General features: G+C 44.9%; 13 protein-coding genes. All 13 read left to right on the top strand.

All coding sequences use genetic code 11. The annotated features are described in order from the left end of the window. A partial coding sequence (locus tag CCU_RS03170; RefSeq protein ID WP_208895943.1) for an Ig-like domain-containing protein occupies window positions 1-2076 on the top strand: 2076 nt, incomplete at its 5' end. Beyond that, the gene (locus CCU_RS03160) at window positions 2070-3026 is read left to right on the top strand and encodes an Ig-like domain-containing protein (RefSeq protein WP_442852322.1); all 957 of its coding nucleotides are present in this window, start codon (window positions 2070-2072) and stop codon (window positions 3024-3026) included. The genes CCU_RS03170 and CCU_RS03160, both read left to right, overlap by 7 nt. A 192-nt stretch (window positions 3027-3218) precedes the next feature. Next, a complete protein-coding gene (locus CCU_RS03155; protein ID WP_015533536.1) occupies window positions 3219-3785 on the top strand; it encodes an AAA family ATPase in 567 nt (188 codons plus the stop codon). Window positions 3786-3826: 41 nt separating this feature from the next. Next, on the top strand, window positions 3827-5062 hold the full coding sequence (locus CCU_RS03150; protein ID WP_015533535.1) for a DUF1015 domain-containing protein: 1236 nt from the start codon (window positions 3827-3829) through the stop codon (window positions 5060-5062). A 19-nt stretch (window positions 5063-5081) separates the two neighbouring features. Beyond that, window positions 5082-6965, top strand: coding sequence for a GlgB N-terminal domain-containing protein (locus tag CCU_RS03145; protein ID WP_015533534.1), 1884 nt, complete (start codon window positions 5082-5084; stop codon window positions 6963-6965). A gap of 15 nt (window positions 6966-6980) precedes the next feature. Beyond that, on the top strand, window positions 6981-7889 hold the full coding sequence (locus CCU_RS03140) for a mechanosensitive ion channel family protein (RefSeq protein ID WP_015533533.1): 909 nt from the start codon (window positions 6981-6983) through the stop codon (window positions 7887-7889). A gap of 139 nt (window positions 7890-8028) precedes the next feature. After that, window positions 8029-9183, top strand: a complete 1155-nt coding sequence (locus CCU_RS03135; protein WP_015533532.1) for a CobW family GTP-binding protein — start codon at window positions 8029-8031, stop codon at window positions 9181-9183. Window positions 9184-9214: 31 nt separating this feature from the next. After that, on the top strand, window positions 9215-10174 hold the full coding sequence (locus CCU_RS03130; RefSeq protein WP_015533531.1) for a TIGR03943 family putative permease subunit: 960 nt from the start codon (window positions 9215-9217) through the stop codon (window positions 10172-10174). 180 nt (window positions 10175-10354) lie between these two features. Further along, window positions 10355-12664 (top strand): hypothetical protein, encoded by a 2310-nt coding sequence (locus tag CCU_RS03125; RefSeq protein WP_015533530.1) that lies wholly within the window; start codon window positions 10355-10357, stop codon window positions 12662-12664. Beyond that, a complete protein-coding gene (locus tag CCU_RS03120) occupies window positions 12664-13629 on the top strand; it encodes an ABC transporter ATP-binding protein (RefSeq protein WP_015533529.1) in 966 nt (321 codons plus the stop codon). The genes CCU_RS03125 and CCU_RS03120 overlap by 1 nt, the downstream gene beginning before the upstream one ends. After that, a complete protein-coding gene (locus tag CCU_RS03115) occupies window positions 13607-14530 on the top strand; it encodes an ABC transporter permease (protein ID WP_208895941.1) in 924 nt (307 codons plus the stop codon). Before CCU_RS03120 ends, CCU_RS03115 begins: the two co-directional genes overlap by 23 nt. An 88-nt stretch (window positions 14531-14618) precedes the next feature. After that, window positions 14619-15353 carry a magnesium chelatase domain-containing protein gene (locus CCU_RS14005; protein ID WP_015533528.1) on the top strand — a complete coding sequence of 245 codons (735 nt, stop codon included), beginning with the start codon at window positions 14619-14621 and terminating at the stop codon, window positions 15351-15353. Beyond that, a complete protein-coding gene (locus CCU_RS14000) occupies window positions 15307-16152 on the top strand; it encodes a YifB family Mg chelatase-like AAA ATPase (protein WP_015533527.1) in 846 nt (281 codons plus the stop codon). The genes CCU_RS14005 and CCU_RS14000 overlap by 47 nt, the downstream gene beginning before the upstream one ends.

Genomic DNA, 16152 nt, shown 5'->3' with positions numbered 1-16152 from the left:
AATAGCAGGGATATAACACTTGATACTACGAACTATGATTATGATTTTAGCGATTTTTCAAAAGTCTATGGTTTGCATAAGGCGTGGTATGACTATGAACTTCCTGTTGCTGTAGATAACAACGGCAAGCCTTTAACGGATGATAATGGGGTTGAAATTCATAAACGAAACAGGAATACTACAGGATACGCAGGAATACAGGGCATAGATGCCAGCAATGAGGCGTCATCCGTGACTGGAGGACAGCTTGATGGATATATATTTACAGCGGAGCCGGATGCGGAGAAGATTACATACAATTACTATACAGGAGCAGGAATGGGGAAGGTCAAGTTCACACTCAACATTCTTAACCCGCTCAAGGTCACAGTATGGTATACAACTGATGGAAATGTTGTAAAGTCAGACAGTTCTACACTCAGCTTCAGAGTTGGTGATACGACTACACTTACAGCTACGGATGACGAAAAGAATCCACACAAGAACATAACATGGAGTTCGTCAAATGAAAGAGTTGCACAGATAGACAGGGAGACAGGAGAACTGACCTGTGTTTCGGCGGGAACAGCTCAGATTAACATTCTGCTGAATGATCGTGCTATAGGATATGTGAATATGGAGTGTCACAAGCCTGTTACCGGACTTTATCTTGTAGATCAGAACGAGAAGGATGATGCAGGCAACCAGATAACATACGAGAATGGCGCAGTCATCAACATGGACTGTGGAACATATCCAAGAAATGGCTCTAAGAAGCTGGATGTAAAGTGTGTTACCGAGGATGGTCTTGCATCCAAAGAGATATCAGGATTCACTTGTAAGGTGACTGATGCGGATGGCAAAGAAAACAATAAGGTTTTGTCGTTTAATACATCAAGTAAGACTATAACAACAAGAGGTGCAGGAATCGCATTCCTTCATTTTACATCAACTGATAATCCTGATGTAGAGACAGTAATTCAGGTAAATGTTGAACAGAGAGTAAACAGCGTGACACTTTCACAGTCTAGAATGACGATCATTGCAGGTGGAAGCAGTAATCTCGTTGCTACGGTTTCTCCAAATACTGCAGTGGAGCAGAGCGTTGTATGGTCATCATCAAATGAGAGCATTGCTACGGTCGATGCCGAGGGAAATGTGAAGGCAGTCAATCCGGGAGAAGCTGATATCATATGTACATCTGTTGATACTGAGCAGGTGTACGGCAAGTGTCATGTGACTGTACAGCCGCCTGTAAAAGGTTTGACTCTCAATATGAACAGTGCAGAATTGCTGCTCGGAGCAGATACGGAAAGCAGAACAGTATCACTTGAGGCTGTTATCGATGCGGATGATGCAAGTATTTACAAGAATTTGAAGTGGACATCGTCAGATACAAACGTTGCTTCGGTGTCATATAGTTCAACAGATAAGACAAAGGCTACAGTTACTGCCAGATCAGCAGGAACTGCTGTTATCAGATTTTCAATTTCAGATGATGAGTATGTGGATTGCAACATTACAGTAAAGCAGAGAGTTACAAGCCTTAGAATAAACAGAGACAAGACAACAATATATGCTGGTGATACACTGCAGGTAACAAGCACTGCATCCCCTGCAACTGCATCGAATCAGGAAGTCATCTGGGCATCATCAGACGAGAGTGTTGCAAGCATTGACAAGGATGGTTTGATAACAGCCCTCGACAGAGGAACCACAGTTATCACAGCTACAGCAGTTGATGGAAGTGAGAAAACAACATCATTCACTCTTACAGTAAAGAAGTATGTAAGTGCTATAACACTTGACAAGGAGAAGCTCACTCTGTATGTGGGTGAACGAGGAACTGTTAAGCAGACCGTACTTCCAGAAGATGCAAATGACAGAAATGTTATATGGCAGTCAAGTGATCCGGGTGTTGCAACAGTATCAAACGGAACAATAACAGGTGTTAAAGCCGGAACAACAACAATAACATGTACTGCAAGAGATGGAAGTAACATATCAAAGACATGTGAGGTCACTGTTATTCAGCAGATTTCATCCATAGTTCTTGCTGAGACTAACAAGACAGTAAATGTTGGCGATAAATTGTAGTAAATACAACTATCAATCCAGAGGATGCAGCCAGTGCAGCACTGAAGTGGACATCATCAAGTGATGCAGTTGCAACAGTAAATGAGAACGGTGAGATAGTAGCTAAGGGCCGTGGTACAGCGACAATCACATGCGAGGCTGTCGAAGGCATTGAAGGAAGAAAGGCCAAGGCAGCTCTCAGACTTACAGTTAACCAGCCGGTTACAGGAATAAAACTTAATCAGACAAAACTGAATCTGTTTGTGGGTAAACAGGGCAGAATAACATCGACTGTAGCTCCTGCTAACGCAAATAACAGAAATGTTGAGTGGACAACTTCTAACAGCAAGGTAGCAACTGTAAACAATGGTACTATCACAGCAGTATCAAAGGGAACAGCAGTTATCACATGTAAGGCTAAGGATGGAAGCGGCAAGCTTGCAAAGTGTACTGTTACGGTTTCACAGCCTGTAACATCCATCAAGCTCAATGCAACAAACAAGACTATCAAGAAGGGTGCGACATTCACACTCAAGGCAACTGTAGGTCCTGCAGCGGCAAACAATAAGGCGGTTACATGGTCATCATCGAACACCAAGGTTGCAACAGTTTCGTCAACAGGAGTTGTCAAGGCTGTTAGAAAGGGTTCGGCAGTTATCACATGTAAATCAAAGGACGGAAGCAATATTACTGCCAAGTGTACAATCAATTCAGTTATTATGGTTTCTTCGATCAAGTTAAACAAGAAGACAGCAACCATAAAGAGAAAGGGAAAGATAACACTCAGGGCAACAGTAGGTCCTGCAACTGCAAACAACAAGGCAGTTACCTGGGTTTCCTCAAATAAGAAGATAGCTACCGTAACAACAAGTGGAACAGTAGTAGGTAAGAAGAAGGGCCGTGCGGTAATTAAATGTAAGGCTAAGGATGGCAGTGGTAAGTACGCAAAGTGTACAATCATAGTAAAATAAAATATAACAACATATAGTTGGAATATATGATCTTAATCGTCAGGCCTGCAAAACAGGTCTGACGGTTTTTTACGTATATTGTTCTTTGCTGTTCTTTATTTTTATTTAACGTTAAAAAATGTTGTAAGCAAATAGCAATTGTGATAAACTATTAGAAAAATTGATTTCATTTACATGGAGGCATTTATAGATATGAAGAAGCTTATTTTAGTTACATCACCACCAGCATGTGGAAAGACATTTATTTCAAAGCAGGTTGCAAAGGCACTTCACAATTGTGTATACCTTGACAAGGATACACTTATCGTGCTTTCAAAGCAGATATTTGTGGTTGCCGGACAGGAGTACAACCGTTCATCAGACTTCTTCCAGAAGGAGATCAGAGATTACGAGTATTACTGTGTGCTGGATCTTGCATTTGAGGCATTGGATTACAATGATACAGTTCTCATCAATGCTCCGTTTACAGAGGAGATCAGAGATGATGAGTATCTTGACAATCTTCGCGCTAAGCTTGCAGAGAAAGATGCAGAGCTCTTCGTTATCTGGGTAAATACAAGAAAAGATGTATGTCATGAGAGAATGATCAAGAGAGCTTCAGACAGGGATACATGGAAGCTTGAGCACTGGGATGAGTACATCAACAGCCAGAACTTCAATCCGCCTACAAACATCAAGGATCTCTTCATATTCGAGAACTCATCAGAGGAGGAATATGAGGATTCGATCAAGAAGGTTGTCAAGGCTGTAAGAGGTTAATTGGCACATACAATAAAATATTTATGACAGGAGTAGAGAATATGGCAACAATCAGAAGTTTTAGAGCCTATAGACCGAGACCAGATGTTGCAGGCAGAGTAGCTGCCTTGCCATACGATGTGTATAACCGTCAGGAAGCAGAGATAGAGGTCAAGCGCGAACCATTATCATTTTTGAAAGTGGACAGAGCAGAGACATCCTTTGGACCAGATGTGGATACATATGCTCCATGTGTATATGATAAGGCTGGTCAGCTGCTTCAGGGCATGATAGATGATGGAACATATATCATGGAGCGCAGACCAGTCTATTATATTTATGAGCTTATCATGGATGGCCGGCATCAGACAGGACTCGTGGCATGTTCTTCTATAGATGACTATATGAATGGAGTCATCAAGAAGCATGAGAATACCAGAGAGGACAAGGAGATAGACAGAATAAAGCATGTCGAGGCATGCGGAGCGCAGACGGGACCTATATTCCTTGCGTACAGAGCGATAGATAAGGTTGACGAGATCATCGATAGAGTGAAGAAGGGTGATAAGTTGTACGGCTTCACATCACCTGACGGGATCACTCACAACGTATGGATAATAGATGGCCAGGAAGATATAGACACCATCAGAGCTGCATTTGAAGGAGTGGACGATATCTATATAGCGGATGGACACCACAGGGCGGCATCGGCCGTCAAGGCGGGAATCCATATGAGAGAGAAGAATCCGGGATATACCGGGGATGAGGAATTCAATTATTTCCTCTCTGTACTTTTCCCTCATGACCAGCTTATGATCATGCCGTACAACAGAGTGGTAAAGGATCTCAACGGACATGACAAGCAGGAATTCATGGATGAGGTTTCAAAGATATTTGATGTGACAGCCAGTGATGTTCCGGTGGAACCACAGGTCAAAGGACAGGTGGGAATGTACATGGATGGAAGCTGGTACAGACTGGATGTCAGAGAAGGTATTGTTCCGGATGATGTCGTGGGCAGACTTGACGTATCGGTACTTCAGGACAATGTGCTTGCACCGATACTTGGAATACATGATCCGAGAACTGATCAGAGGATCATGTTCGTAGGTGGAATCAGAGGACTTGCAGAGCTTGAGCGTCTGGTGGATGGAGGAATGGCGGTTGCATTCTCGATGTATCCGACATCCATCACTGAACTGTTCGACATTGCAGATGCGGGACTTCTCATGCCTCCAAAGTCAACGTGGTTTGAGCCAAAGCTCAGAAGCGGAATATTTATACACAAGATAGACTAACATTAGGAGAAGGGGTTTTATGGAGATATTTGTATTGAAATCAGATGAGGTTGCAGCGATAACAAGGGGTACGCATGGCAACCCTCATCATATTCTTGGTATGCACCAGTGTCTTAATGACTGCTATGTAAATGCATACCTTCCGAGGGCTACGGCTGCGTTTGTTCTCAGGATAAATGAAGAAACGGGCGAGCCGATATTTAAATATCCTATGACCGAGATAGGTTCACAGGGATTTTTTACAGTGAAGATCGAGGATAGCGGGGCATTTGCATATAAGCTCATAACAGAAGGCGAGCAGGCGGCTGAATTCTATGATCCGTATTCATTCGGATACAGCGTGGATCCGGTCAATGTCATGAAGGTGGTAAATGGAGACGATGGAATATTGTCGGATTTCCATGTAAAGGATCTGTTTGGAGCAAGACAGATCACGCTCGATGGTGTACAGGGTGTATCGTTCTGCATGAATATGCCGGGGGCAACCAGGGTCAGTGTGGTCGGAGATTTCAACGGATGGGATGGACGCGTGAATCCTATGAGAAGGATTGACTACACTGATATGTTTGAGCTGTTCATTCCGGGCGATCTCATGAATACCAGATACAAATTCGAGGCATTATACAGAGATGGAAATACAGATATATTTGCAGACCCTTACGCTGAGGTTTATGAGGTGGCACCGGGAAATGCATCGGTACTTGCAAAGCTTGAGTATAGCTGGTTAGACTCTTCATATATGAAGAAGAGAGGCAGTGTATCTGCCCCGGTAAATATATATGAGGTCCACATGCCGACATGGAAGAGAAACTCAGATGGATATCCTCTTAACTATCTCGAATTTGGCAAAGAGGCTGCCATGTACGTGAAGAATATGGGATACAACTACATACAGTTTATGCCACTTATGGAATATAGAGATGACAATGGCTGGGGCTATGATACCGTGGGAATGTTCGCTCCGACATCGAGATTTGGAAAACCTACGGAGTTCATGGCTATGGTCGACCATTTCCACAGCAAGGGAATAGGCGTTATCATGGATATGGTATCTGTGAGGGATGTGGATTGCATCGCATATTGGATAGACACATATCATCTGGACGGAGTAAGGCTGGAGGACGAGGAACTTATCAGAGCATTGAGAACAACCCTCGGCACTGCAGGCGATGCTGTCATGACAGATCTCAGGTGGAATAATGAAGCTGTGTCCAGAGTGACAGATTTCATGATGATACCTCCAGTGAACAGAGGAAGCTTTATGGATTATACATGTGGTATACCATTTGACGAGAAGGATGATACCGTATGGGCGCTCAGCCATGATGAGGTTGCATATGAGCGTGGAAGTTACGCATCCAAGATGTCGGGTGGCTATGAGGACAAGTATGCTGATCTCAGACTTCTGTTTGGTCTCATCATGTCACTACCGGGAAGAAAGCTGACGTTTATGGGACAGGAATTAGGCGGATTTGCCGGGTTTGACGGAAGAACCCAGATCGACTGGTCGGTTCTTGAGTTCGATGCAAACAGCTATTTTCAGAAATATATAAAGGAACTCAACAAATTATACGATACAAAGAATGCTCTGTGCGGTGATGGCAGGGACCTTGCCGGCAGTGCACTTGATATACAGGAGAAGGGACAGGTAATATCATTTGTAAGACATGGTTTGGATGTCGCAGATGATGTGTATATTGTCTGCAACTTCGGACTTAAAAATGTGACAGGATATAAGCTTCCGGTTGAGACGGATGGAAAGTACAGAGAGATCTTCTCAAGTGATAACCTGAAATACGGAGGCGAGGGCAACAATAACAAAGGATATAAGACTGCTGCGGATGGCGTGATAGAAGTGAGTGCTCCTGCACTGTCATTTGCAGTGTTTGCCCATGTAAAATAGGAGGAATAGACATTTATGCTATTGATTGGTGATCTGTATAACATGGCGGCTGATACTGCGACCACAGAGAGTGTGGTCGGGGATGCGGTGAAGGAGGCCACGGATCAGGTAAGTATCGTAGGGCAGTATATCCAGAAGCTTACAGACTGGTGTATGTCCAAGCTTGGCAGTATAGTTGTGGCTGTCATATTCATGGTCGTCTGCTTCAAGCTGGTGAAGTTGCTGCTCAGGATACTCAGGAAGAGTTTTGAGAGGTCAAAGCTGGATCCAAGCGTTGCTGGTTTTTTCATATCTGCGGTCAAGATTGTTCTGAATGTGTTGATCGTGCTCACTGCGGCGAGCATTGTGGGATTTCAGATCACTTCATTTATAACTATACTAGGCACAGCGGGGGTTACCCTCGGACTTGCACTTCAGGGAAGTCTGTCGAATCTTGCGGGCGGCTTGTTGATTCTCATATTAAAACCATTCAGGGTCGGTGACTATATTGTGGAGAACAATACCCACTGCGAAGGAACAGTCGTGTCCATAGACATATTCTATACAAGGCTGATAACTTTCGACAACAAATCAGTCGTCATACCGAATGGCAACATATCCAACACATCCCTTGTGAATGTGACAGAGCATGATATGAGGAGGGTGGATATACCATTTTCTGTTGCGTATGATTCTGATATGGAGAAGGTCAAGAGGGTTACCATTGAGACCATTAAGGATGTGGATGGTTATCTTCCGGATGAGCAGATTCTGTTCTATATAGATGAATTTGCAGACAGTGGGATCAATATGTATGTGAAGTTCTATGCGACGATAGAGAAGTTCTTTGATGCCAAGTGGGATGCCATGTGGAAGCTGAAAAAGGCATTTGACGAGAATGACATAGAGATTCCATTTAATCAGATGGATGTACACATGAAATAAATACTCAATAATCCACATATGATGTCTGATTTCTTGCAAAAATAAAAGCAATCGAGTATAATCATGTGGATGTAGATATCAAAGACCGTGTATTTAGTATACATGGTCTTAATATAAATTTGTTTAAGGAGTGATTGATATGACAAAGATTGATATTATCTCAGGCTTCCTTGGAGCTGGCAAGACAACGTTGATCAAGAAACTTATTGAGCAGGCATTTAAGGGAGAGAAGCTGGTTCTTATAGAGAACGAGTTTGGTGAGATAGGAATCGATGGCGGTTTCCTGAAGGATGCCGGCGTTCAGATCACAGAGATGAACTCAGGTTGTATCTGTTGTTCACTGGTCGGAGATTTCGGTACTGCACTTAAGCAGGTTATCACAGATTACACACCTGACAGGATCATCATTGAGCCATCAGGAGTTGGCAAGCTGTCTGACGTTATCAAGGCAGTAAAGGATGTATCAGGAGATCTTGATGTAGAGCTCGACAGCTACACAACAGTTGCCGATGTGTCAAAGGTTAAGATTTATATGAAGAACTTTGGCGAGTTCTTCAACAACCAGATCGAGAGTGCTAACACTATCATCCTGAGCAGAACACAGACTACTACACAGGACAAGATAGAGAAGGCTGTAGCCATGATCAGAGAGAAGAACGATCATGCAACCATCATTACAACTCCATGGGATGAGATCGATGGAGCAGCCATCAGAGAGGCTATGCAGAACTACAAGTCTCTTGAGGAGACAATGATGGATGAGGCTAAGAAGGGACATGATCATGACCACGACCACGGCGATGAGTGCACATGTGGCTGTCACGACCATGACCATCATCACGACCATGATGACGACCATGAGCATCATCACGACCACGATGAGCACGAGCATCACCACGATCACGACGAGCACGAGCATCACCACGACCACGATGACCACGATCATCATCATGATCACGACCATGGCGATGAGTGTACATGTGGCTGCCATGACCATGATCACCACCATCATCATGCAGATGAGGTATTTACAAGCTGGGGCAAGGAGACACCACACAAGTACAATGAGGACAAACTCAGAGAGATCCTTGACACTCTGGCTGACACAGAGAAGTACGGTGTTATCCTCAGAGCAAAGGGTATCGTACCTAGCGATGCAGGTGAGTGGCTGTACTTTGATCTTGTACCAGGCGAGTTTGAGGTCAGAAAGGGCAAGGCTGACATCACTGGTAAGCTTTGCGTAATAGGAAGCAAGCTTAAGGAGGACGACCTTGCAGAACTGTTCGAGGTTTAAGAAGGTTGTTCTATGATAAGGAGTTAATATGATGGGACGTCAGAATAAAGAGATACCTGTATATGTGTTCATGGGATTCCTTGAGAGCGGTAAGACAACATTTGCCAAGGAGACCCTGATGGACAGAGGCTTTACAGGTGGAGCCAAGACACTTCTTCTCGTCTGTGAGGACGGAGAGGAGGAGTATGATCTTGAGGCTCTGAAGAAGGCTAATATATATACAGAGTTCATAGAGGAAGATCAGCTCACCACAGACCATCTCCTTGACCTTCAGGACAAATACAATCCGGAACAGGTCATGATCGAGTACAATGGTATGTGGAAGCTCGATAAGATATTTGAGATAAGGGTTCCAAAGGGATGGACGGTTGTCCAGGTTATCTCATTTGTGAATGCGGAGACATACGATGTGTACTCACAGAACATGAAGGCAACCATGGTTGAGCAGTTCAACAGTGCGGACATGGTCATCTTCAACAGATGTGATGAGAATTCCAAGATCCCTGAGTGGAGAAGATCCATCAAGGCGGTGAACAGAAGAGCACAGATCATCTTTGAGATGAAAGATGGCTCCATTGCACCTGAGACAAATGAACCTGAGGATCTGCCATACGATGTGAGCGCAGATGTGATAGAACTGCCGGATGACGATTTCGGTATCTGGTATGTGGATGCATCTGACATGAAAGAGAGATACGACGGCAAGAAGATCCACTTCAAGGCCATGGTATTTAGACCAAAGCAGTACGGCAGCAATGCATTTGTTCCTGGAAGATTCGCCATGACATGCTGTGTTGAGGATATCCAGTTTGTCGGATTCAAGTGCTATTATCAGGGTGCTAAGAATCTTGTGGACAGACAGTGGGTTGATGTCACAGCCAAGATAGGCTACGAGTATTACCCAGATTTTGAAGGTGAAGGACCTGTTCTCACAGCAGAGAAGGTCACACTCACAAGTGCACCTGATGAAGAGGTAGTATATTTCAGTTAAGAGTTGAGCAGCTCCCTGAATACATGATATTTGATGTATCCGGGGAGCTTTTTTTGCGCGGACGGGGAATGCCGGAAGAGCTTTGACGTGTCCTTACGAAAGTGTAAGTTGCGTTATTTACCGGCAGAATTTATTATAAGTTTAGTGTAAAAAATAAAGTCAAATTGGAAGGAAAGACTTATGATCAGATCGGCGAAACTTGCGTGTGGCGGTGCGGTTGCACTTATGCTGCTTGGAGGTATGATCTGTCCAGCTATGGCGGAAACGAACACAGATAGTGCATATGGACGGGTTGAACAGAGGATAATTGAAAATAACCCTGATTTTGATATACAGCTAAAGTATGGACTCAATGGATATGCGGTAAATGACAGAGGCAGTGTTATCAGGCTGGATATTGTGTGCGACACAGATTTTGCGGGAAATGTGTCTGTACAGACGAGCTATTCAGAAGGCTTTGGCACGAAGAATATGACATATGCCAGAGATGTGGAATTAAAGGCAGGAGAAAATACAAAGCTGGAATTCTGTGTCGATAATATGGGCTCCGGTATAGCAAAGGTTGAGATCAAGGACAGTGACGGAGAGCTGGTGTACTCAGAGCGGGATTCACTGAGTATAGAGGGCAATGATATGGTAGTTGCGGTGGGCGTGATGAGTGACAGACAGGATGCCATGTCTTATATAGAGGATGTCTCCATGGACAATGTGTATGATAATGCAAAGGTAGAGACTGTTGCATTATCACCCTCAGACATTCCTGAGTCCGAGGAGGGACTGGAGGCTATAGAGTATCTGTTGGTGGATGATTATGATCTGTCGGGATTGTCAGAGAAGCAGAGTGCTGCCATAAAACAATGGGTGTACAGTGGTGGAGCTATGATACTGGCCAAGTCGTCAGATGAAAATGAACTCAGCAGCTTTGACGGCGATTTTGTCTCCGCTGTGAATGACACACAGAAGGTACATGAGCTGGACGGCTCAGATGGGTACTATCTGAATATGGGATATGGCAGGATCGTGGTGCTCCCGTATTCGCTTGCACAGACGGATGAGAAGGATAAGACTGCCCAGGCGCAGGCTGCTCTGGAGGCAGGCTTTACGGATATGACACAGAACTGGATCGATGGGGGCTGGTATTATGGTGGCACATATTATGGATATGATGTGGCAAATGCAGCCAACAAGAGAAGCACCCCGTCACCTGTTGTCATTATGCTCGTGCTGATCATATATATCATTGTGTGTGGTCCTGTGGCGTACATCGTCCTCAGCAGGCTCAAAAAGAAGGAGCTCATATGGGGAGTTATCCCGGTATGTGCAATTATCGGTACAGGTGCCATATATATGGTAAGCCTCAAGTACAGAGTTACAAAGCCTATCGGACTTACATTTGTGGCTGCGGATATAAGCGGTGATACCAAGCGGGAGGATGCATATTCATATATAATAGGCGGCAGATCAGGCCAATACAAGATAGACATCAACAGCAAATATTCCAACATCGAGATGGATGATTCCATGGAATCCAGCTTTTATGACAATCTCAATGCGGTAAAAAATGATGGAAAAGATGGCGTTACACTGAATTATTACAGCAATCGTTCATTTGGCACTATATCAGCTAATGCAAGCTTTGCTGGAAGCAACGATATTGGAAGGATTCGGAAGAATTTGACATTATATACAGATGGCTTTGAGGGAACATTGACAAATGACACCTCGTACGATGTGGAGAATCTTGTGGTCATGTCCGAGGGATATTATTACGTTGCTGATGTCCTGAGAGCGGGAGATACCATACGGATAAGCAGGAAGAATACCCACAAATTTGACGGTGGCTCCATACTTGACGGAATGAGATCATATTACACGAAGAAGTATGGTGAGGATTATTTCGGAGATGATGAATCGTCGGCGGAATGGTCCAGAAATTATTACATGCAGCTCCGGCTTGCCCAGTACAGTAGACTCGCTGCAGATGACGGCGTTGTGGCTGTGTGGGGAACCATACAGCGGGATCCGGATATGATGAGTGATGCCGATACGGAAAATTATGGCAGCTATATGGTATACGACATAGATACCCTTAAATATGAGGATGTGGATGGAGTTTATTATTACAGCATTTATGACAGGGATGAGAATGGAATCGGCGGATCAGATTATGGTGATGACGATCTGTTGATGTATTCTGAAACCGTGGACGTTAACATCAGATTTGGCAAGAATGATGATATAACGGAACTGATATACGATAAGACCCAGGCGGGAAGCGGCAAGAACAAGGTCGTAGTGCAGATGCTCAACAGAGAGACCGGTGAATATGACACGGTATTTGCCGATGGACAGACGATCATAAAGGGGCAGGAACTTGACAAATATATGTCGGACGGATGCCTGGCTATGAGATTTATATCTCCTCAGCAGGGAGATTATTATGTGGACAGTTACCTTCCACATATCAGTGCGAGGGGAGGTGTCCGGTAATGGTTGATATAGAAGAACTCACCAAGAGATATGGAAAGTTTGTTGCGCTCGATCATATGAACCTTCATATTGATAAGGGCGAGATATTCGGATTTGTCGGACCAAATGGTGCCGGTAAGACGACAACCATGAGGATCATGTGCGGACTCCTTAAAGCCACATCGGGAAAGGTCACCATAGACGGTGTAGACGCACTTGGCAGACCTGCGGATGTGAAACGGAAGATAGGATATGTTCCTGACTTTTTCGGTGTGTACGACAATCTGAAGGTCATGGAGTACATGGATTTTTATGGCTCCATGTACGGCATGAGCAAGCGGGAAGTGGAGAATGTCGCAGATAAATATCTGGAGCTTGTCGCCCTTCAGGATAAAAAGGACGAGTTCGTCGACAGCCTTTCAAGAGGTATGAAGCAGAGACTCTGTGTAGCAAGAGCGCTCATACATGATCCCGAGCTTCTGGTGCTCGATGAGCCGAGTTCGGGTCTGGATCCAAGGTCAAGACATGATATGAAGAATATACTGCGTGATCTGAAGGAGATGGGCAAGACCATTGTGATAAGCTCGCATATTCTGCCGGAGCTTTCAGAGATGTGTACGAGTATAGGTGTCATAGACCACGGAAAGATAGTGGCCAGTGGAAGCGTGGATGAGATTGTAAATGGTGATAAGAACATGCCTCCTGTAAGGATAAAGGGATATATGTTGGGACTTGATGCGGAGGCCTCAGCCAACAGGATATCTGTCATTGTGAAGGAAAGATTCAATGTGGATCGCATAAGTATACAAGATGGAGAAATTCTTGTCTATTATTCAGGCACGAGGGAGTCTGACGCCGAGCTTCTCAGAAGTCTTGTGGACAACGGTGTGCACGTTCATCAGTTTTTCAGGGAGAAGGAAGATCTGGAATCCCTGTTCCTTAAGATTACGGGAGGTGAGAATCGTGGCGCGAAGAACAATTATTAATCCCATATTGAAGAAGGATATTCTGGTAAATGCGAGAAGTGCCAGAATGGTCGTGACGATAACACTCATCAACTGCCTGTTTGCGCTGGTTGTCGGAATGCTCTTCATGACGAGCAGAGGCTCAGCATATCAGGTATATTATTCAAATATTGCACAGATGTTTCCTGTGCTTGCGGTGTGTGAGCTGTGCATAATAGGACTCATAGTTCCGATAATCACATCCACCTCGATATCCGGTGAGAGGGAGAGACAGACGCTTGAGATCCTGCTGACGACTCCGGTAAGACCTATATCGATAGTTGCCGGAAAGCTCCTGTCGGCAGTTGCCACCACGGCAATGTATGTCATAGCAACTCTTCCGTTTATGGCGGTTGCATTCATAGTTGGAGGAATGGGCTGGGACGAACTGTTCAAATACCTTGGAATGGTTCTCTTTATAGATATATACGTTGGTAGTATCGGAATATTTTACTCCTGCGTGAAGAGAACTTCTGTGTCGGCAGCCATATCAACCATAGTGACTATAGCCACTGTTGTGTTTTTATCATGTGCGATAGGAAAAGTTTTTGAATCCATGATGTATATGTCGGACGGTTCAAGAAGCAGTTATGCTGCTTATATGATGGGAAAGGCAGTTTGCTATGCAGTCAATCCTGCCATATGGATAGCAGAAAATTTCGTCAGATTGCTCGAGAATGAATCTGTGGTGGAAACCATGACGGGATACGGTAAATACACGAATTTCGTGGTGGATCATATGGCCGTGATCTCAGTGTGTGTGAATCTAGCAGCATCATTTGTGCTGCTTAAGGTGGCTTCGGTGAAGCTGATTAAGGGCAGCAAGAAAAAGGAAAAAGTCAAGGATATGATATTCCAAACAGGTATACAAAATGGAGTTTGACTTGTGTTTGATTATGGGATATCCTTTTTAGTGTAATATGTGCTCCGATGGAGAGGCTGCTCGGCAGAGCGGGAAGGAGCACTTGCTTATGTATAGTAAAGTATTAAGTGGACTTGTACAGGGAATCGACGGGACGCTCATATCAGTGGAGACGGATATACACGATGGGCTTCCCGTTATGAATATGGTCGGATACCTGTCCTCCTGCGTGAAGGAAGCAGGAGAACGGGTCCGGACTGCACTGCGCAATTCCGGTTTCAACATTCCTCCGAAGAGAATAACGATCAATCTCTTTCCGGCGGATATCAGAAAGGAAGGCACTGCCTTCGATCTGCCCATCGCAGCGGGTATGCTGGCGTCCATGGGCGTTATTCCAACAGACAATATAAAGAACATACTTATCCTTGGAGAGCTGGGGCTTGACGGACATGTGAATACGGTGAGCGGTGTGCTGTCCATAGTTCACTCTGCGTACAGCGAAGGTGTGAGGAGCTGTATAGTGCCGGCGGGGAATTCCAGGGAGGCCGCCATTATACGTGGGATGACTGTTATACCGGTCACAAGTATAGGAGAGCTGGTCGATCACTTGAGTGGTATACAGACCATAGAGCCTGAATATGTTGATGTAGAAGCCATGCTGGATACGTCAGGGGATGAAGCTGAAGTGGATTTCTCTGAGGTAATGGGGCATGAATCCCTTAAACGTGGAGTGGAGATAGCCGCGGCGGGAATGCACAACATACTCATGACAGGCCCCCGCCGGGGCAGGCAAATCCATGATAGCCAGACGTATCCCAACGATACTTCCGAGACTCAGCCTTGAGGAGAGTATAGAGATAACGAAGGTGTACAGTGTGGCGGGGCTTCTGGATGAATCCTGTCATATAATAAACCGCCGTCCATTCCGGGCACCTCATCATACGATATCCCTGCATGCCCTGTCCGGCGGCGGGCATAATCCGAGACCAGGAGAGATAAGTCTTGCACACGGTGGTGTGCTGTTTCTCGATGAGCTGCCGGAGTTTAACCGGAACGTGCTCGAGGTCATGAGACAGCCCCTTGAGGACGGTGAGGTCAGTATATCAAGGCTTGGTGGAATATACAGATTTCCTGCGGACTTCATGCTGGTTGCGGCGAGAAATCCATGCCCCTGCGGACAGTACCCGGATATGAACAGGTGTACATGCACGGTCAGGCAGATCAGGAATTATAATGCCAGGATAAGCAAGCCTCTGCTTGACAGGATAGATATAAATGTGGATGTTAGGAAGGTGGACTGCAGACAGTTATTTGGTGGCCGGACAGGGAAGAATTCAGCAGAAATGAGGGAGAGTGTGCTGAGGACCCAGAGGATACAGAGTGAAAGGTTCAGCGGTGAAAATATACGGTTCAATTCCCAGATGGATTCGGCATTATGCAGTAAATATGTAGTGCTTGATGGCGAGGCAAAGAATTTCATGGAGGACTGTTTTGCCGATATGGATATGACTGCGAGAGGAGCATACAGGGTACTCAAGATAGCCAGGACTATTGCGGATCTCGATGGAGATCCTGAGGTCGGGATAAAACACCTGAGAGAAGCGGTGTTCTTCAGAAATGCGGACATTCAGGGAGGTGTGTGA

The sequence above is a fragment of the Coprococcus sp. ART55/1 genome (assembly GCF_000210595.1).
Taxonomy (GTDB): domain Bacteria; phylum Bacillota; class Clostridia; order Lachnospirales; family Lachnospiraceae; genus Coprococcus; species Coprococcus aceti.
The sequence above is the reverse complement of the archived record's forward strand: the minus strand, read 5'-3'. Positions and strand labels throughout refer to the sequence as shown.

Coding starts and splice junctions, on each gene's coding strand:
- CCU_RS03155 (WP_015533536.1), top strand. CDS start 3,219: ATGAAGAAGCTTATTTTAGTTACATCACCACCAGCATGTGGAAAGACA.
- CCU_RS03150 (WP_015533535.1), top strand. CDS start 3,827: ATGGCAACAATCAGAAGTTTTAGAGCCTATAGACCGAGACCAGATGTT.
- CCU_RS03145 (WP_015533534.1), top strand. CDS start 5,082: ATGGAGATATTTGTATTGAAATCAGATGAGGTTGCAGCGATAACAAGG.
- CCU_RS03140 (WP_015533533.1), top strand. CDS start 6,981: ATGCTATTGATTGGTGATCTGTATAACATGGCGGCTGATACTGCGACC.
- CCU_RS03135 (WP_015533532.1), top strand. CDS start 8,029: ATGACAAAGATTGATATTATCTCAGGCTTCCTTGGAGCTGGCAAGACA.
- CCU_RS03130 (WP_015533531.1), top strand. CDS start 9,215: ATGGGACGTCAGAATAAAGAGATACCTGTATATGTGTTCATGGGATTC.
- CCU_RS03125 (WP_015533530.1), top strand. CDS start 10,355: ATGATCAGATCGGCGAAACTTGCGTGTGGCGGTGCGGTTGCACTTATG.
- CCU_RS03120 (WP_015533529.1), top strand. CDS start 12,664: ATGGTTGATATAGAAGAACTCACCAAGAGATATGGAAAGTTTGTTGCG.
- CCU_RS14005 (WP_015533528.1), top strand. CDS start 14,619: ATGTATAGTAAAGTATTAAGTGGACTTGTACAGGGAATCGACGGGACG.
- CCU_RS14000 (WP_015533527.1), top strand. CDS start 15,307: ATGATAGCCAGACGTATCCCAACGATACTTCCGAGACTCAGCCTTGAG.